At 67.3% G+C, this 17,544-nt stretch carries 11 protein-coding genes; 8 read left to right on the top strand and 3 right to left on the bottom strand.

Annotated elements, in window-relative coordinates; genetic code table 11:
• Nucleotide 1 precedes the first annotated feature (1 nt).
• Nucleotides 2-1,987 carry a TonB-dependent receptor gene (locus tag QMZ26_RS16830; RefSeq protein ID WP_283222120.1) on the bottom strand — a complete coding sequence of 662 codons (1,986 nt, stop codon included), beginning with the start codon at nt 1,985-1,987 and terminating at the stop codon, nt 2-4.
• Nucleotides 1,988-2,170: 183 nt separating this feature from the next.
• On the opposite strand from QMZ26_RS16830, the gene QMZ26_RS16835 reads away from it, so the two are divergent.
• Nucleotides 2,171-2,977: a TOBE domain-containing protein gene (locus tag QMZ26_RS16835; RefSeq protein WP_283222121.1), complete on the top strand. Its 807-nt coding sequence runs from the start codon at nt 2,171-2,173 to the stop codon at nt 2,975-2,977.
• A 144-nt stretch (nt 2,978-3,121) separates the two neighbouring features.
• Here QMZ26_RS16835 and QMZ26_RS16840 read toward each other — a convergent pair whose 3' ends face one another.
• The gene (locus QMZ26_RS16840) at nt 3,122-4,651 is read right to left on the bottom strand and encodes a sulfite reductase flavoprotein subunit alpha (protein WP_283222122.1); all 1,530 of its coding nucleotides are present in this window, start codon (nt 4,649-4,651) and stop codon (nt 3,122-3,124) included.
• Nucleotides 4,648-5,076 (bottom strand): PAS domain-containing protein, encoded by a 429-nt coding sequence (locus QMZ26_RS16845; RefSeq protein ID WP_200732369.1) that lies wholly within the window; start codon nt 5,074-5,076, stop codon nt 4,648-4,650. The genes QMZ26_RS16840 and QMZ26_RS16845 overlap by 4 nt, the downstream gene beginning before the upstream one ends.
• Before the next feature lie 330 nt (nt 5,077-5,406).
• Between QMZ26_RS16845 and glgA the strand changes: the two genes are divergently transcribed.
• Genes glgA through glgX form a run of 7 tightly spaced genes read left to right on the top strand, consistent with a single transcriptional unit; the run spans nt 5,407 to nt 17,539 of the window.
• On the top strand, nt 5,407-6,951 hold the full coding sequence (glgA, locus tag QMZ26_RS16850) for a glycogen synthase GlgA (RefSeq protein ID WP_200732370.1): 1,545 nt from the start codon (nt 5,407-5,409) through the stop codon (nt 6,949-6,951).
• The gene (gene glgB, locus QMZ26_RS16855; protein WP_283222123.1) at nt 6,948-9,182 is read left to right on the top strand and encodes a 1,4-alpha-glucan branching protein GlgB; all 2,235 of its coding nucleotides are present in this window, start codon (nt 6,948-6,950) and stop codon (nt 9,180-9,182) included. Before glgA ends, glgB begins: the two co-directional genes overlap by 4 nt.
• Entirely contained in the window at nt 9,179-10,900 is a 1,722-nt protein-coding gene (treZ, locus tag QMZ26_RS16860; protein ID WP_283222124.1) for a malto-oligosyltrehalose trehalohydrolase, read from the top strand. The genes glgB and treZ overlap by 4 nt, the downstream gene beginning before the upstream one ends.
• The gene (locus QMZ26_RS16865) at nt 10,897-12,735 is read left to right on the top strand and encodes a 4-alpha-glucanotransferase (RefSeq protein WP_283222125.1); all 1,839 of its coding nucleotides are present in this window, start codon (nt 10,897-10,899) and stop codon (nt 12,733-12,735) included. Before treZ ends, QMZ26_RS16865 begins: the two co-directional genes overlap by 4 nt.
• On the top strand, nt 12,732-15,272 hold the full coding sequence (gene treY, locus QMZ26_RS16870) for a malto-oligosyltrehalose synthase (RefSeq protein WP_283222126.1): 2,541 nt from the start codon (nt 12,732-12,734) through the stop codon (nt 15,270-15,272). The genes QMZ26_RS16865 and treY overlap by 4 nt, the downstream gene beginning before the upstream one ends.
• Nucleotides 15,259-15,432 (top strand): DUF2934 domain-containing protein, encoded by a 174-nt coding sequence (locus QMZ26_RS16875; protein ID WP_283222127.1) that lies wholly within the window; start codon nt 15,259-15,261, stop codon nt 15,430-15,432. Before treY ends, QMZ26_RS16875 begins: the two co-directional genes overlap by 14 nt.
• Nucleotides 15,419-17,539, top strand: coding sequence for a glycogen debranching protein GlgX (gene glgX, locus QMZ26_RS16880; protein ID WP_283222128.1), 2,121 nt, complete (start codon nt 15,419-15,421; stop codon nt 17,537-17,539). Before QMZ26_RS16875 ends, glgX begins: the two co-directional genes overlap by 14 nt.
• The last annotated feature ends 5 nt before the right edge of the window (nt 17,540-17,544 follow it).

Consider the following 17,544-nt stretch of genomic DNA (forward strand, 5'->3'; position numbering starts at 1 on the left):
CTCAGAACCTCCAGTTGGCGTTGGCGAACCAGGTGCGGCCGGGCATCGGGTAGCCATCGGCCAGCTCATACCACTTGTCGCCGATATTGCGCACGCCGACGTCGAAATCCAAGGCGTCGCGCGGGGCCCAGCTGGCCTTCAGGCCGACGATGCCGTAACCGGGCAGGGCACGTACCGGGCGCGCGGTATCGGCGTAGCTGACCTTGCGCCCCTGTTCGGCTTCCACCGTGGCCTGCAGCTTCACCTGCGGCAGCATCTGCCAGCCAACGGCCATGAACAGGCGCTGCCGCGGGCTGTCGAGCAGGGCGACGTCGCGGTTCTGCAGGTTGGTGCGGCGCAGCCAGGTGTAGCTGCCCTGCAGGTTCCAGTCATCGCCGAAGCGCTGCTGCAGGCCCAGTTCCACGCCCTGGTGGCGGGCCTTGCCGATGTTCTGCGCCTGGTTGCAGGTGCTGCCGCCGCAGTCGGTCGAGGCCACGATGGCGGTCTGGATCAGGTCATCGATGCGGCTCTGGAACAGCGCGGCCTGCAGCTGGCCGCCTTCCCACCAGCGCCCGCGCAGGCCCAGTTCGAAGTGCGTGGCGTGCTCGGGGGCGAGGTCCGGGTTGGGCAGGGCCGCACCCATGCGCGCCGAATAGCGGTCCTTGATGGTCGGGAAGCGTGTGCGCCGCGCGACGCTGGCGTACCACTGCTGGTCCGGCGCCATCTGCTGCACGTACTCGACCACGCCGTTGGTGGCGTCGGTGCTGCCGGTCGGCCAGAAGTACACGCGCTTGGCCTCGCGGCGGTCGTGGCCGATGCCCACGCGCAGGTGCGAGGTATCGGTGAGCGCGATGCGGTCTTCGATGGCCACCGAGGTGGTGACATCGCGGTAGTCCTTGGTCGGCGAATGCGGGTTGCTCTCGCTGTGCTTGTCTTCCTTGTAGTGCACGGCCAGCTGCAGTTCCTGGCGCGGCAGCACGGTGGTGGCCAGGGTGACCGAGCCGCCGACGGTGCGGTCGTCGTAGATGCTGGGGAAGCTGGCGTTGTCCATGGCCACCTGGTAGGTGCCATCGGTATAGGCGTCCAGGCCGTTGCCGTAGGTATCGCGGTAGACGCGCGTGCGCAGGGTGGTGTGTTCGCCCAGGGCGGTGTTGCCGATGAAGTACAGGCTGTCCTTGTCCCACCAGGGCCAGCGCCAGTAGCGGATGCCGCTGCGCGCAGTGCCGGTGTAGACCGGGTTGCCCTTCTCGCCGTCCTGGCGTGCATAGCCGATCGCGTACTCGTCGCCTTCGCGCGGCGTGTAGCCGAGCTTGAACGACAGGCGACGGTCTTCGCGCTGGGCATTCTGGCGGTCGCTGCCGGTGTCGGTGGGCACGCGCTTGTAATCGACGAAGCCGTCGGGCAGCGGGAATTCATCGGCCTTCAGGATCGATGCGCCCAGCTGGTAGTACCAGTCGCCCTGGCGGCCGCCAAGGTTGAAGGCCGCCTTGCGCTCGCCGCCATCGGCGATGCCCAGGCGCACATCGCCTTCGAACGGGCGGTCGGGGCGGCGACTGACCAGGTTGATCGCACCGCCGAGGATGTTGGGGCCATACAGCAGCGAGGCGCCACCGCTGGCGACCTGGATCTCGGCGAGATCGAAGGTGGTGAAGCGGCCGAAATCCACATAGCCGTCGTAGGGCACGTACAACGGGATGCCATCCAGGAACACCGGCACCTGGCGCGCATCGAAGCCGCGCAGGTAGACCATGTCCTCGTTGCGCGAGTTGCGCGCGAGGCTGACGCCGGGCAGCACGCTGACGGCCTCGCCGACGGTGTTGCGGTCCAGCTGCTGGATGCGTTCGGCATCCAGGCGGCGCTCGGCCACGGTGGCCGACGTGCCGCGGGTGGCGTGCACGTCAACCGTGCCCAGGGTGAATACCGGGGGCGGCGCGGCCGCCTCGAGGGCATGTGCGGAGAGAGGGAGCAGCAGGGCCGACAGGGGTAGAACGAAACGACAGGTACGCATCCTCGCGAGTCCTCGGGTTCGTTATATCCACGATGATATAACGGTTGGCAGGGGTCAACTTGATGACCGACCTGGGTAGTGTCGGCGGTGCGGTGAATGGGCACCTTGATTCATATCAAGGCCGGTGCGGTGCGGCGACGCCTTACACTGGGGGCCCGCACGCGCGGCATGGAACGGAGCACGATGAGCGAGGCCGACCCCACCCTGGAATTGCAGGGCAACCTGTGGCTGAGCATTGCCGGGCAGAACCTGGGCGGACGCGGGCGCTTCGCCCTGCTGGGTTTGATCGACGCCTGCGGTTCGATCAGCCAGGCCGCCAAGCGCATGGGCATGACCTACAAGAACGCCTGGGATGCGGTGGACGCGATGAACACCGCGGCCGGCGAACCGCTGGTCGCGCGCAGCGTGGGCGGTCGCGGTGGTGGCGGTGCGCGCCTGACCGAGCGTGGCCGACAGCTGATCGCGCGCTTTGAACAGGTCGAGCGTGCGCACCGCGCATTCCTGCAGTCGCTGCAGGCCACCCCCGGGCTGGACGAGGATCTGGCCCTGATCCGGAGAATCGGCATGATCACCAGTGCACGCAACCAGTTCCACGGGCGCGTCAGCGCGCTGGCCAACGGCGCCGTCAACGACGAAGTGCAGATTGAGGTCGCGCCCGGCGTGGCGGTGGTCGCCACCATCACCCACGGCAGCGTGGAATCGCTGGGCCTGGCCGTGGGGGTGCCGGCGTATGCGCTGGTCAAGGCGTCCTCGGTGATCGTGTCGCAGGGCGATGGCACGCGCTATTCGGCACGCAACCAGTTCAGTGGCACGGTCGAGCGCATCATCGAAGGCGCGGTGAATGATGAGATCGTGGTGGATATCGGCCATGGCTGCACCGTGGTGGCGATCATCACCCGCACCAGCACCAGCGCACTGGGGCTGCAGGAAGGCGGCCCGGCCACGGTGCTGTTCAAGGCATCGAGCGTGATTGTCGGCGTGCCGATGTAACGGCGCGCATCCCGCCGGGCACGGCCCGGCGCTACCAAAGGCAGCGGCGCCCCGCCGGTGGTAGCGCCGGGCCATGCCCGGCGGAGGGCAGCGTCGCCTGCAGGTGGTAGCGCCGGGCCATGCCCGGCGGAATGGATCCCGCCGTCAATACAGCTCGCAGTGGGTGCGGCCTTCACCGCGCAGCGTCTCCCAGCGCCCCTCGCCACCGATCGCATCGATGGCCTCACGCACCGCTGCTTCCAGGTGCCGCTTGTTGCCGCACAGGTACAGGTGTCCGCCACGTGCCAGCAGATCACGCACTTCATCGGCGCGCTGCTGCAGCACATGCTGCACGTAGACCTTTCCGGTTCCGTCACGTGAGAAGGCGGTATGCAGGCCGGACAGCAGCCCCTGTGCGTGCCAGTCCTGCAATTGTTCGCGGTACAGGTAATCGTGTTGCCGGTGCTTCTCGCCGAACACCAGGTGCACGTCGCGCGCGTGCGTACCGGCCTGCAGTTCCTGCATCAGGCCCATCAGCGGCGCGATGCCGGTACCGGTACCGACCATCAGCAGCGGCGCATCGGCGGCGTCGGGCAGGTGGAAGCCCGGGTTGGACCGGCAGTACACGCGTGCATGGCCGGCACCGTGCAGCAGGCTGCCGGTGGCGGTGCCGCAACGCTCGCGGCCGCGAAGGTGATATCGCACCTCGCGCACGCACAGGCTTACCTGGTCATCGCCGGGGTGCGAGGCAATGGAGTAGGCGCGCGGCAGGCGCGGCGAAAGGATGCTGCACAGCCGGTCCAGCGGGACGCTGTCCGGCGTGGCATGGTCCTGCAGCAGGTCCAGCACGTCCAGGCCATGCAGGTAGGCGTCCAGTTCGCGCTTCTGGCTGACCTTGAGCAGGCCTTTCAGCGTTTCGCTGCCGCCAAGGCGGGCCAGTTCGCGCAGCACGCCCTTGCTGGGCAGGCGCAGCTCGCGGTCCTGCAGTGCCGTCACTGCCGCAGGATCGCCGTACCACGTTGCCAGTGCCTGCAGCAGCGACGGATCGTTGTCCGGGACCACGTGCAGGGTGTCGCCGGCGCGGTAGGCCATGCCGCTTCCGGCAATGTCGAGCTGCACGTGCCACGCAGCGGGGTCGCTGCTGTTCAAGCGGCGGCGCTCAACGATGGGCGCGGCAAAGGCGTTGTCTTCGCCGTAGGCGGTGACCTGCAGGCGCAGGTCCTGGCCGGCGGCCAGGTTCCCCTGCAACACCTGGCCCAGCACCGGCTGCCATTGCTGGAAGAACTGCTCGTAGCCGAGATCGGCATCCACGCGGTGCAGCAGCGGCTGCGCCTGGCGCTCGCTCAGTGCGGCGTCCAGCGCCTTGGTGAAGCCACAGAAACTGGGGTAGCCGGTATCGCCCAGGCCGAACACGGCGTAGCGCAGCCCGCTCAGCATCGGGGTCTGGCGCAGCGTTTCAAAGAACTGCTCGCCATTGGCGGGCGGTTCGCCATCGCCGAACGAGCTGGAAATGGCCAGCAGCACGTCGCCGTGGCCGAGGCTGGCCACGTCGATATCGTTGAACGGAAGGACCTGCGGCGCGTGCGGCTGCAGCTCCGCGCCGAGGCGCTGGGCCAGGGCGCGGGCATTGCCCGACTCGGACGCGAAGCCCACCAGCAGGCGGCTGAAGGACGTACTGGTCGGGAGGGCGTTCACGCGGCCTCGTAGAAGTCGTCGAACTTTTCCTTGCTGAACTCGACCAGGTCGTAGTTCTGCATCAGGTCGTTCACCACGCGGCGGATGCTGATGTAGGAGGTGATGTTGCCTTCGGCATCGAACAGCGGCTGCACGGTGGTGTCGACCACGTAGAGCACGCCGCCCTTGCCCAGGTTCGGGACGATGCCGGTCCAGGTCCTGCCGGCCTTGATGGTGTCCCACATATCCTTGTAGACGGCCTTGGGCACGTCAGGGTGGCGCACGATGCTGTGTGGCTGGCCGATCAGCTCCTCGCGCGCGAACCCGGTAAGCGTGCAGAACAGGTCATTGGCATAGGTGATGTTGCCCTGCAGGTCGGTGGTGGAGATCACCATGACGTTCTGCATGGCGTTCAGCAGCTGGGCGTTGTCGGGGGAGTAGCTCATCGCAGGTCCTTTGGATGCCGGCGACGCCGGCGTTGGGTTCCTGCATAGAGATACGCGCACGGCACGCGGCGCGGATTGATATTGGTCAAGTGCGCCCGCGCCGGGCCCTGCGACCGGGTGACGCAGGCACTGCACACAACGATGCGTACTGAGCAGATGCCGCGCTGTCACAAAGAAATCGCCATCGCTTCACGGGTGTTTGATATGGAACCGTGCACAGTCGCGTAGAGCCTACGCAAACGTCCCCCACGTTCCGCGACGACTTCCCTCCCAGTACCAGCGCCCATCGGGGCGCCGCTGGCGTCTGCCTGACTGATTCAGAGAAGCACCATGGCCCTCGACCTCGTCGCCGATTCCCTGCACGATCCCGTTGCAGAGACTGTCCTGCCCGCCCTCGACCTCGTGCCGATCGGCACCCGTCGTGGCCCATCACAGCCGATCGAACTGCCGGAGCTGGTGCAGCGGGTACTGTTCGTCGCCACCGAGATGGCGGACTTCATCAAGGCCGGTGGCCTGGGTGATGTGGCAGCCGCGCTGCCTCGCGCGGTGCGCAGCGGCTGTGATGCGCGCGTGCTGTTGCCGGGCTACCCCGAAGTGCTGCAGCGCTTGCCGCACCTGCGCGAGGTGGGCCGCGTCGCAGGACGCGCCGGGCTGCCGGCCTGCACCGTGGCGATGGCACTGCAGGACGATGGGCTTCCCATCTATGTGCTGCTGTCCCCGGCGCTGTATGAACGAGAGGGTTCGCCCTACGTGGATGCGCAGGGTCGCGAATGGCAGGACAACGCGGTGCGCTTCGCGACATTGTCCCATGCTGCCGCAGAACTGGCTGCTGGCCGCGCCGGGCTGGACTGGAAGCCGCAGCTGCTGCACCTGAATGACTGGCCGGTGGCCATGGCGGCGGCCTATGTGCGATGGGATCGCACGGCAGTGCCGACCCTGCTGACCATCCACAACCTTGCCTATCAGGGCCTGTTCCCGTTCGCACTGGCTGCCACCCTGGGCGTGCCCGCCGAGCATCTGGACGAACTGCATTTCCACGGCCACATGTCGTTCCTGCAGGGCGGCATTGCCAATGCAACCCGACTGAACACGGTCAGCCTGCGCTATGCGCAGCAGATCACTGCCGCCGAGGATGGCTGTGGCCTGCACGAACTACTGGCACGGCGCGCCGCGGGCGGCCACCTCAGCGGCATCGTCAACGGTATCGACTCGAGCTGGGACCCGCGCCGCGACATTCACCTCAAGGCCCGTTTCAGCATCGGCCAGTGCGCCGGGCGTGAAGCCAATGCCCAGGCGGTGCGCCAGGCATTCGGCCTGCAGCCTTCGCAGGGGCCCCTGTTCGCAGTGGTCTCGCGGCTGGTCCACCAGAAGGGCCTGGACATCACCTGTGACGTTGCCCCGCAGATCGTGGCAGCCGGTGGCCAGTTGGTTGTGATCGGCGGCGGCGAGCCGCAGGTGGAGGCTCAGGTGCAGGCGCTCGCGCAGCGCTATCCGGGTCGGGTCGGGGCCTTCATCGGTTTTGAGGAGGGCCTGGCGCGGCAGATGTTCGCGGGCGCCGACTTCCTGTTGATGCCCTCGCGCTTCGAACCCTGCGGCCTCAGCCAGATGTACGCGCAACGCTTTGGCTGCCTGCCCGTGGCCCATGCCACCGGTGGCTTGGTCGACACGGTCGAGGACGGCGTGACCGGCTTCCTGTTCCATGGCGCCAATGCCGATGGGCTGCGCCGCTGCGTAGAACGGGCGATGCGCACTTTCCGCCTGCCTGCACTGATGCATGCGATGCGACGGGCCGCGATGCTGCGTCCGGGCGGTTGGGAAACGGCCGGCAAGGCCTACCTGGCGCTGTACCAGCAGACCTGCCAGGTGGCTGCATGAATGACGAAGGACGGGGTGCGGTGGCGTTCGGGTACGAAGACGTAGAGCAGCGCGATGCGGCCACGCCGGTCGCGCACGAACTGCAGGCGCTGGTGCAGGGTGGCCCGGCCGATGCCTTTGCTTGGCTGGGCCCGCATGCTGATGGCAGTGGTAGCCGCCGCCTGCGCGTGCTGGTGCCGGGCGCGCAGCGGGTCGAGGTGGTCGAGTCAGCGGGCAGCCGCTGGGACCTGTGTGCTACCGCCCTGCCGGGGCTCTATGAGGGGCCTGCAGGCGCGGATGGGATCCCGCTGCTCACGCTGCACTTCCCCGGGGGCATCGAGCAGGTGCACGACGCCTATGCATTCGGCCCGCTGCTGGATGAAGCGCTGCTGCAGCGTATCCATCAGGGGGACGCTGAGGCGGTCCGCGCCTTGGGCGCAACGCAGATGACCCTGCAGGATGTCGAGGGCGTTCGTTTCGCGGTATGGGCACCCAATGCCCGGCGTGTGGCGGTGGTGGGTGACTTCAATGGCTGGGACGGCCACCGGCACCCAATGCGACTGCGGCACGCCGCCGGCGTGTGGGAGCTGTTCATTCCCGGGGTGAAACCGGGCGACTGCTACAAGTTCCGTGTGATCGGCGTTGACGGCCAGAGCCTGCCCGACAAGCTGGACCCGATGGCGCGCTGGGCCGAGCGCTCGCCTGCCACAGCGTCGCGGGTGGTCGCCTCCGCGCCCCTGCAGTGGAACGACCAGGCGTGGTTGCAGCGCCGCAGCCAGCTGGGCATCACTGCGCCGCTATCCATCTACGAGGTGCATGCGGGATCCTGGCAACGTGCCGAGGACGGCAGCGTGCTCGACTGGGACGCGCTGGCGGATCGCCTGATTCCCCACGTCACCGGCCTGGGATTCACCCACATCGAACTTCTGCCCATCAGTGAGCACCCCTTTGGTGGCTCCTGGGGCTACCAGCCGCTGGGCATTTACGCGCCAACCGCGCGCTACGGCACCCCGGAGGCATTCGCCCGCTTCGTCGACCGCTGCCATCAGGCCAGCCTGGGCGTGATCGTCGATTGGGTCAGTGCGCATTTTCCTGACGATGCCCATGGCCTCGCTTGCTTTGATGGCACAGCGCTGTACGAGCATGCCGATCCGCGCGAAGGCAAGCACGCCGACTGGGACACGCTGATCTACAACTACGGTCGCAACGAGGTGTCTGCCTATCTCTTGGGCAGCGCGCTGGAGTGGATCGAGCGCTTCCACATCGATGGGCTGCGCGTGGATGCGGTGGCATCAATGCTGTACCGCGACTACAGCCGCCCGGAGGGGCAGTGGGTGCCCAATGCGCAGGGTGGCCGCGAGAATCTGGAAGCGGTGGCGTTCCTGCAGCGCATGAACCAGACCCTGCACGAGCGCTTCCCGGATGTACTGGTGATCGCCGAGGAGAGCACGGCGTGGCCGGGCGTCACCAACGCGGTAGCCGACGGCGGGCTGGGATTCACCCACAAATGGAACATGGGATGGATGCACGACACGCTGCACTACCTGCAGCGCGATCCGGTGCATCGCCTGCACCACCATAGCGAAATCAGCTTTGGCCTGGTCTACGCCTTTTCCGAGCGCTTCGTGCTGCCGCTTTCGCATGACGAGGTGGTGCATGGCAAGGGTTCGCTGCTGAACAAGATGGCGGGCGACCGCAACCAGCAGTTTGCCCAGTTGCGTGCCTACTACGGCTTCATGTGGGCCCACCCGGGCAGCAAACTGCTGTTCATGGGCGCTGAATTCGGCCAGCGCGGCGAATGGGCGCACCAGCGGGCGCTGGAATGGGATCAGGCCGGGACGGCCGAGGGGGGAGGGCTGATGCGCCTTGTCGGTGACCTCAACGCACAGCTGCAGCAGCAGCCTGTCCTGCATGGGGACGAGCGTGACGAGCGCGGGTTTGCCTGGAGCGTCGCCGACGATAATCGCAACAGCGTGTACGCCTTCATCCGCCAGGACCCCGCAGGCTTTGCCCCCGCGATGCTGGTGGTCAGCAACTTCACGCCTGTGCTGCGCGAAGGCTACCGCGTTGGCGTGCCCGAAGCCGGCCAGTGGTCGGAGCGGTTGAACACGGACAGCCACCATTATGCCGGCGGCAATGCCGGCAACCTGGGTGCGGTGGCGACCGAACCCAGTCCGATGCACGGCCATGCGCAGTCGCTTCGCTTGACGCTGCCGCCGATGTCCACGCTCTACCTCCAGGTTGTCGCATGACCGCGGTCGGTCGTCTGGGTGCGTCGCCAGTGTCGGAATGCGTGGTGGATTTCAGGTTGTGGGCACCGGACATCGCGCAGATGGAACTGGTGCTGGGTGACGCACCATTGCCCATGCGCCGGGAGGCGGACGGCCTGCATTGGATCCGTACGACGGCGGCGCATGGCGACCGTTATCGCTACCGCCTGCCGGATGGCAGTGAGGTGCCGGACCCAGCATCGCGCTGGCAGCCGGAGGGCGTGGAGGGCCCTAGCGCCGTCGTGGCGCCCGGTGCCTACGCCTGGCAGACGCGGGATTGGAGCGGCGTGGCCTGGTCGGATATGGTCATCTACGAAGCGCACGTGGAGGCGGCCGGCGGCTTCGCTGCATTGACGGCACAACTGCCGCTGCTCGCTGCGACGGGCATCACCGCGATCGAGCTGATGCCGGTGGCGCAGTTTCCTGGTACACGCAACTGGGGCTATGACGGTGTGTTTCCCTATGCGCCTGCGCAGGCCTATGGCGGGCCAGACGCGCTGAAGCGCTTCGTTGATGCGGCCCATGCCGCCGGTCTGGCGGTGCTGCTGGATGTGGTCTACAACCACTTTGGCCCGCAGGGCAACCACCTGGCGCAGTATGCAAAGGCCTTCTTCCACAGCGGCCGCAGTACCCCGTGGGGTGAAGCCATCGACTTCGAGCAGCCCTGGGTGCAGCGCTTCTTCATCGACAATGCGCTGATGTGGCTGCAGGAGTACCGGTTGGATGGGCTGCGCCTGGACGCGGTGCATGCCATCGATGACGACCGCTTCCTGCAGCAGCTGAGCGATGCGATCCGTGCCGAGGTGCCGCACGCGCATCTTGTGCTGGAAAACGAGCGCAACCAGGCCCGTTGGTTGCGGGGTGCCTATCAGGCGCAGTGGAATGATGATTTCCACAATGCCCTCCATGTGTTGCTGACCGGCGAGCATGAGGGCTACTACGCCGCTTACGCCGGGCGCGCCGAAGCGTTGCTGGCGCGCACCCTGGCCGAGGGCTTTGCCTGGCAGGGCGAGCCCGACCTGCATGGCGAAGCCCGCGGTGAGCCCAGTGGCGACCTGCCGCCGTCCCGTTTCGTGGTGTTCGCGCAGAACCATGACCAGGTGGGCAATCGCGCCTTTGGCGACCGGCTGAGCCAGTTGCTGGAACCGCAGGCGCTGCGCATGGCCACCGCGCTGACCGTACTCACACCCATGGTGCCCATGCTGTTCATGGGTGAGCCATGGCAGGCCACCGCGCCATTCCTGTTCTTCACCGATTACCAAGCGCCGTTGGACGAGGCGGTGCGTGAAGGGCGCCGACGTGAATTCGCGGGGTTCAGTGCATTTGCGGATGCCGCTTCACGGGCCCTGATTCCCGACCCGAATGATCCCGCGACACTGCAGGCTTCGTACGTTCCCCCTCCGGATGACGGCTTTGCTTCGCAGCAGGCGCTTGGATGGCTCCGCGAACTGCTCAGCCTGCGCCGGCGCTATCTGCAGCCCGGCCTGGAGCAGGCACGTTCGCTGGGAGCGAAGGTGCTGGGCCCGGGCGCGGTGCAGGCGGGTTGGCAGTTGCCGGCGGGCCAGTGGTGGATTGCCATCAACGCCGGGCCGGCCGAGCTGGCGCATGCCCTCCCTGATGGAGAACGGCTGCTTGACCTGCCGAACGGCCCGTTGCTCCTGCCGGGTGGTGGTCTGCAGCTGCGCTGGCTGCCGGCATGAGCCGCGATGCAGCGCTGCAGGCCGCCGCACGTGCGGCTGGGCTGATACCGCAGTGGGAAGATGTTTCCGGGCGCCAGTGCGATGTGGCACCGGAGGTGCTGCGCGCGGTACTGCAGGCGCTGCAGCCGGATGGTGCCGACGTGAGGGGGCCGCTGCACACGGCTATCTGCGGCGAGGCCGTGGCCCTGCCCAGCGCTGTGGGCACGGCGTGCTGGGTGGACGAAGCCGGGCAGGCGACCGTGGCGCGCCAGGAGGGCGATGGACGCTGGCGCGTACCCTCGCAGCCCGGGTACTGGCACTGGCAGCAGGGGCCGCGTCGCATTGCGGTTGCGATCGCGCCACGGAAGGCATGGTGGCCCTCACAGGTCGACCGCGGCTGGGGATTGGCCGCGCAGGTCTACAGCCTGCGCAGCGCCGGCGATGCCGGTATTGGCGACAGCGCAGGTTGCGTGCCCTGGCTGCAGCGGCTGCGTCAGCAGGGCGGGCAGGCGCTGGCACTCAGCCCGATGCATGCTGGCTTGCCACCTACGGCCGGCTACAGTCCCTATTCGCCCAGTGACCGTCGCTGGCTGGACCCGCTGCAGGCATCGCTTCTGCAGGCCGTACCGGAGGCAGCCCGCGCGGCACTCGCGGAAGATTCTGCCTTGGCCCGCGCCGTGCAAGCGGCTAGTACCGCGCGTCGTATCGACTGGCCCGGCGCCGCCGACGTCAAATGGCGCTGGCTGTGCTCGACCCGGCGGCATCTGCAGCAGGCGCAGTCCGACCTGTGGGCAGAGGCCTGCCAGTGGCGCACCGACGCAGGGGCTGCACTGCAGGACTATTGTCTGCTGGCTGCCGACGCCCGCAGCGGGACCGCGGATGACCACGCTTTTGCGCAGTGGATGGCGCAGCGCTGCTGGGCCCAGGTCCATGCCGAAGCGCGTGCCAGCGGCGCCGGCATCGGGCTGGTTGCCGATCTGGCGATCGGTTGCGCGCCTGCAGGCGCCGAGGCGCGCTCGCAATCGCATGCAATGCTGGCGGGCCTGGAGCTGGGGGCGCCACCCGATCCGTTCAATACCCAAGGCCAGGCATGGGGCATCACCAGCTTCTCACCGCTTGCGCTGCGCAGGCAGGGCTATGCGCCCTTCATCACGCTGCTGAGGGCGGTCATGGCCAGCCGTGGCGGCGTGCGTATCGACCACATTCTGGGCCTGCACCGGTTGTGGGTGCTGCCCCAGGGCGCGCCGGCCAGTGAAGGGGTCTATCTGCAGTTCCCGCTGCAGGACCTGTTGAACCTGCTGGTGCTGGAATCCTGGCGGCATCGATGCGTGGTCATCGGCGAGGACCTCGGCGTGGTTCCCGACGGTATTCGCCAGCAGTTGGCCGCCCGCGGCGTGCTCGGTGTGGATGTCCTGCCATTCACCCGCGATGCGTCGGGTTTCCTTCCCGCTGCGCGCTGGCGCCGGGACGCCGTTGCCATGCCTTCAACCCATGATCTACCGCCCCTCGGGGGATGGCTGCGTGGGCGCGACCTGCGCTGGCGGGCGCGCCTGGGCGAAATCGAAGACCTGCCTGCAGCGCTGGGACAGCGTCGGCAGGATGCAGGGGCACTGGCAAAGATCATTGATGGAGACAATGTGGAAGACGAAGCACTGGACCTGCTGGCCCGCACCCCATCTCGGCTGGCCCTGCTTCCTTTGGAGGACGCGCTGGGCCTGCGCGCACAGGTCAATCTGCCGGGAACCGTCGGCGGCCATCCGAACTGGCGCCGCCGGATGCCCCTGCAGGTGGATGAGCCTGCGTTGCAGGCGCGCCTGCAGCGCGTCAGCGTCGGCCGTGTTGGAGCCACGCCATGACCGCGTTGCGCGCGACCGCGCGGCTGCAGCTGCACAAGGGCTTTGATTTCGATGCAGCGGCGGCACAGGTGGGCTACTTCGCCGACCTAGGGGTCAGCCATCTCTACCTGTCGCCCATTGCAGCCTCGATGCCGGGCTCGACCCACGGTTACGACGGCATCGATCCCACCCTGATCAATCCAGAGCTGGGCGGGGAGGGCGGATTCCTGCGGCTGGCACAGCGTGCACGTGCGCGCGGCCTGGGCCTGCTTCTGGACATCGTGCCCAACCATCTGGCGGCCGCGCCGCAGAACCCCTGGTGGTCGGATGTGCTGATGCACGGTCGGCGCAGCCGGTACGCACAGTGGTTCGACATTGACTGGGATGCCGCCAGCGGCGGTGAGCGGCTGTGGCTGCCGGTGCTGGACCGGCCGCTGCAGGAGGCAGTACAGGCGGGCGTCGTGCGTATTGAGGACGGTGGCGATCAACCGTACCTTTACCACCATGACCTGCGCCTGCCCCTGTCACCGCGCAGCTATCCGCTGCATCACGGTGTTCGGCAGGGCTGGATTGAACGTTGCAACCGCTCAGCGGAGCGGATGCATGCGCTCCTGCAGCGGCAGCACTACCACCTTGCGTGGTGGCGGAGCGCAGGGGACCAGGTCAATTACCGGCGATTCTTCGACATCACCTCCTTGGCCGCACTGCGGGTCGAGCGGGAGGATGTCTTCGCTGCCGTACACGCGCTGCCGCTTCGGCTGGTGGGCGAAGGCTGGGTCGACGGCCTGCGGATCGATCACATTGATGGCCTGGCCGACCCGGGTGCATACCTTGGGCGGCTGCGCGCACACCTCGATCAGGCCGCAGAAGCAGGCGGACGCCGGGGCGCAGACATCACTCTGCACGTGGAGAAGATCCTCGCCGAGAGTGAGGCACTGCCTGCGGACTGGGCCTGTGACGGTACCACCGGCTACGACTTCATGGATCAGGCCGGTGCCTGGCTGCATGAGCAGGAGGCTGCAGAATCGCTGAATGGAGAGTGGCAGGCACGCTCGGGTGACCCGCGCAGCCTGGACGCGGTGCAGCTGGCGGCCCGCGATGCGCTCCTGGATGGATCGCTGCACGCGGACCTGCAGCGCCTGATGCGCACCGTGAAGCAGGCGATCGGTGAAGCAGCCGCCCGTAGCGACCTCAGCGATGCGATGCTGCGCAGGGCGGTGTGTGCGCTTCTGCGCCATTACCCGGTCTATCGACCCTATGCGTTGCAGACGCAACCAGAGCGGGACATGCTGAGGCGGGCCGACGCAGCCGCAGCGCAGCAACTTGATGCGTCGGGACGCGCGGCGCTGTGTCTTCTGGTGGACGCCCTGCAGTCGCCGGAGGGCCACGGACTGCGCGTGCGGTTTGGCCAGCTGTCGGCACCGCTCAATGCCAAGGCGGTGGAAGATACGGCTTTCTATCGCTACTACCGGCTGCTGTCACGCAACGAGGTAGGCAGTGATCCGCAGCGGGTCGGCCTTGCCAGCGAGGCAATGCTTGCGTTGGCCCAGGCCCGCGGGAACCAGCACCCGCAGGCCATGCTTGCCCTGGCCACGCATGATCACAAGCGCGGCCCGGATGCGCGTGCCCGACTGGCGCTGATCAGCGCCGACGTCGGGGCATGGCAGTCGGCGCTGGCCGAGTGGGAGCGGCAGTGCGCGGCAGCAGCCATGCCGATGCCATTGCCCGCCGCCGAAAGCTATGCACTGTGGCAGGCGCTGGTCGGCGCGTGGCCGATGCGCGGTGCGCCCGCAGCGGACTTCCCTCACCGCATGGACCAGTGGCTGCGCAAGGCACTGCGGGAAGGCAAGCGGATCAGCAACTGGCTCGATCCCGATCTCGCCGTCGAAGATGCCGCGCAGCAGTGGCTGCAAGATTTGACGCACGCCAACGAACTGCAGGGCGTGCGCGATGCACTGGCTGAGTTCGTGAGGACACTAGCGACCGCCGGCGCGAGCAACGGACTGGCGCAATTGTGTCTGCAGCTGTGCCTTCCGGGTGTTCCCGATATCTACCAGGGCACGGAGTTCTGGGACCTCAGTCTGGTGGATCCGGATAACCGGCGCCCCGTGGATTTCGCGCAGCGCGCACAGGCGTTGGCTGATGATCGATCGTGGCCGCAGTTGCTGCAGGACTGGCGCGAAGGAGCGCCCAAGATGCGCCTGCTTTCGCTGCTGTTGCGGCTGCGGCACGAGCACCCTGCGCTGTTCCTGCAAGGCACCCTGTATGGCCTGCCCAACCCTGCATCGGATCGCCTGGTCTTCGTGCGTGAGCACGCCGGGCAGGCGCTGTTGGTGGCGGTACGCAGGGCGAGCGTCGCGCGATGCCCGGGGCCGGGTCTGGCCTGGCAGGACGACGATGCGACGGCTGCCGCGGTGGTGCCGCACCGGACGATGCGCAACGTGCTGGACGGTCGCACGGAAGTTTTCAACGGTTCCGCCTCGGCCGCGCTGCTGTTTGCCGGCAGTCCCGTGGCGGTGTGGATCAGCCAGGAGAGTGGGGCAGATGGACAGCAGTGAACGACGCCGCCGTATCGAGATGCTGGCGCACCAGATCTGGGAGGCCGAGGGCCGCCCCGATGATCAGCAGCAGCGCCATTGGCATATGGCCGAGCGCCTTGTGGAAGCAGAAATAGCAGTCCTTCATGCGGGTGAGGACGAGAACGATGGCAACCCGTAAGTGGACACAGACCTCGCGTGTGCGCGAGGGCAGGCCGTTCCCGCTGGGCGCGACCTGGGATGGGCTGGGGGTGAATTTCGCGCTGTATTCGCGGCATGCCACCAAGGTGGAGCTGTGCCTGTTCGATGCGCGCAATCGCGAGATCGAGCGCATCGCGCTTCCGGAGTACACCAACGAGGTGTGGCACGGCTACCTGCCGGATGTGCGCCCGGGCCAGCGCTATGGTTACCGCGTGCATGGCCCCTATGCGCCGCACGATGGGCACCGTTTCAATCCGAACAAGCTGCTGCTGGACCCGTATGCAAAGCAGATCGTGGGCGAGATCAAATGGGCGCCGCACCTGTTCGGCTATACGCTGGGACATCGCGATGCCGATCTGAGCTTCGACCGCCGCGACAGCGCTCCGTACATGCCGCGCTGCGCGGTGATCGACCCGGCCTTCAGCTGGGGCAGCGAGCGCGCGCCCGCTACGCCGTGGGATCGCTCGGTCATCTACGAGGCGCATGTGCGCGGCCTGACCATGCAGCATCCCGGCGTCCCCCCTGCCGAGCGCGGCACGTTCTCGGCGCTGCGGCATGATGCGGTGGTGGACCATCTGGTGCATCTGGGCGTCACGGCCATCGAGCTGCTGCCGGTGCACGCCTATGTGGACGACCAGCAATTGCTGGAGCGCGGCCTGCGCAACTACTGGGGCTACAACACGATCGGCTTCTTCGCGCCGCAGCCGCGCTACCTGTCGCTGGAGACGGTGGCCGAGTTCAAGCAGATGATCGCCCGGCTGCACAGTGCAGGCATCGAGGTCATTCTGGACGTGGTCTACAACCATACCGCTGAAGGCAATGAGCTTGGGCCGACGCTCTCGTTCAAGGGCATCGACAATGCCAGCTACTATCGCCTGGCCGATGATCGCCGCTTCTATATCAATGACACCGGCACGGGCAATACCTTCGACCTGACCAACGCCGGCGCGCTGCGCATGGTGATGGATTCGCTGCGGTACTGGGTGACCGAGATGCGCGTCGATGGCTTCCGCTTCGACCTCGCCACCATCCTCGGCCGCGAGCGGCACGGCTTTGACCCGTCGGGCAGCTTCCTCGATGCGGTGCGCCAGGATCCGGTACTCAGCCAGGTGAAGCTGATTGCCGAGCCATGGGACATCGGGCCCGGCGGCTACCAGCTGGGGCAGTTCCCACCCGGCTGGGCCGAGTGGAATGACCGGTTCCGTGACACTACCCGTGCGCTATGGCGCGGGGATGCCGGCCAGTTGCCGGAATTCGCGGCGCGGTTCACCGGTTCTGCCGATCTGTTCGACCATCACGGCCGTCGGCCGTCGGCCAGCATCAATCTGGTCACCGCGCACGATGGCTACACCCTGCACGATCTGGTGAGCTACAACGACCGCCACAATGAGGCCAATGGCGAGGACAACCGCGATGGCCATTCCCACAACCTGTCGTGCAACCACGGCGTGGAAGGCGATACGGACGATGAGGGCATCCTCGCCGTGCGTTCGCGGCAGATGCGCAATCTGCTCGGTACGCTGCTGCTCGCACAAGGTACGCCAATGCTGCTGGCGGGCGATGAGTTTGGTCATTCGCAGCAGGGCAACAACAACGCCTATTGCCAGGACAATCCACTGAGCTGGATTGACTGGGAGCGTGCGGCGCAGCCGGGTGCGCAGGCGCAGGCGGCCTTCGTACGGCGTGCTCTGGCACTGCGTCGCCGCTACGGGCTGCTGCGCCGCAACCGTTTCCTTACCGGCGACTACGACGAATCGCTTGGAATGCGCGATATTGAATGGCGCAGGCCCGATGGGCAGCCCATGGGCGAAGGGGATTGGCACAACCCGGAGCAGCGGGCGTTGCTGATCGTGCTGGACGGACGCAGCCCGGACAGCGGGCTGCGTGAGCCGGGCCGTCATGTCAGCCTGGCCCTGCTGTTGAACCCGGGTGAACAGGCACAGCGGTTCTGGCCGTCCGACGAGACGCTGTCGTTCCGTCGCGTGGTGCTGCAGACCGACGATGCGCCACTGGAGATGGACGAGGAAGGGCAGTGGACGCTGCCTGCGCGGAGCCTGTGCCTGCTGGCCTCCAGCAGCGCAGGGTGATGGTG

The organism is Stenotrophomonas sp. PFBMAA-4 (assembly GCF_030053215.1).
In the GTDB taxonomy this organism is placed as follows: Bacteria; Pseudomonadota; Gammaproteobacteria; order Xanthomonadales; family Xanthomonadaceae; genus Stenotrophomonas.

Excerpts from the sequence above, each read along its gene's own strand:
- QMZ26_RS16830 (WP_283222120.1), bottom strand. The coding sequence starts at position 1,987 with ATGCGTACCTGTCGTTTCGTTCTACCCCTGTCGGCCCTGCTGCTCCCT.
- QMZ26_RS16835 (WP_283222121.1), top strand. The coding sequence starts at position 2,171 with ATGAGCGAGGCCGACCCCACCCTGGAATTGCAGGGCAACCTGTGGCTG.
- QMZ26_RS16845 (WP_200732369.1), bottom strand. The coding sequence starts at position 5,076 with ATGAGCTACTCCCCCGACAACGCCCAGCTGCTGAACGCCATGCAGAAC.
- glgA (WP_200732370.1), top strand. The coding sequence starts at position 5,407 with ATGGCCCTCGACCTCGTCGCCGATTCCCTGCACGATCCCGTTGCAGAG.
- glgB (WP_283222123.1), top strand. The coding sequence starts at position 6,948 with ATGAATGACGAAGGACGGGGTGCGGTGGCGTTCGGGTACGAAGACGTA.
- treZ (WP_283222124.1), top strand. The coding sequence starts at position 9,179 with ATGACCGCGGTCGGTCGTCTGGGTGCGTCGCCAGTGTCGGAATGCGTG.
- QMZ26_RS16865 (WP_283222125.1), top strand. The coding sequence starts at position 10,897 with ATGAGCCGCGATGCAGCGCTGCAGGCCGCCGCACGTGCGGCTGGGCTG.
- treY (WP_283222126.1), top strand. The coding sequence starts at position 12,732 with ATGACCGCGTTGCGCGCGACCGCGCGGCTGCAGCTGCACAAGGGCTTT.
- QMZ26_RS16875 (WP_283222127.1), top strand. The coding sequence starts at position 15,259 with ATGGACAGCAGTGAACGACGCCGCCGTATCGAGATGCTGGCGCACCAG.
- glgX (WP_283222128.1), top strand. The coding sequence starts at position 15,419 with ATGGCAACCCGTAAGTGGACACAGACCTCGCGTGTGCGCGAGGGCAGG.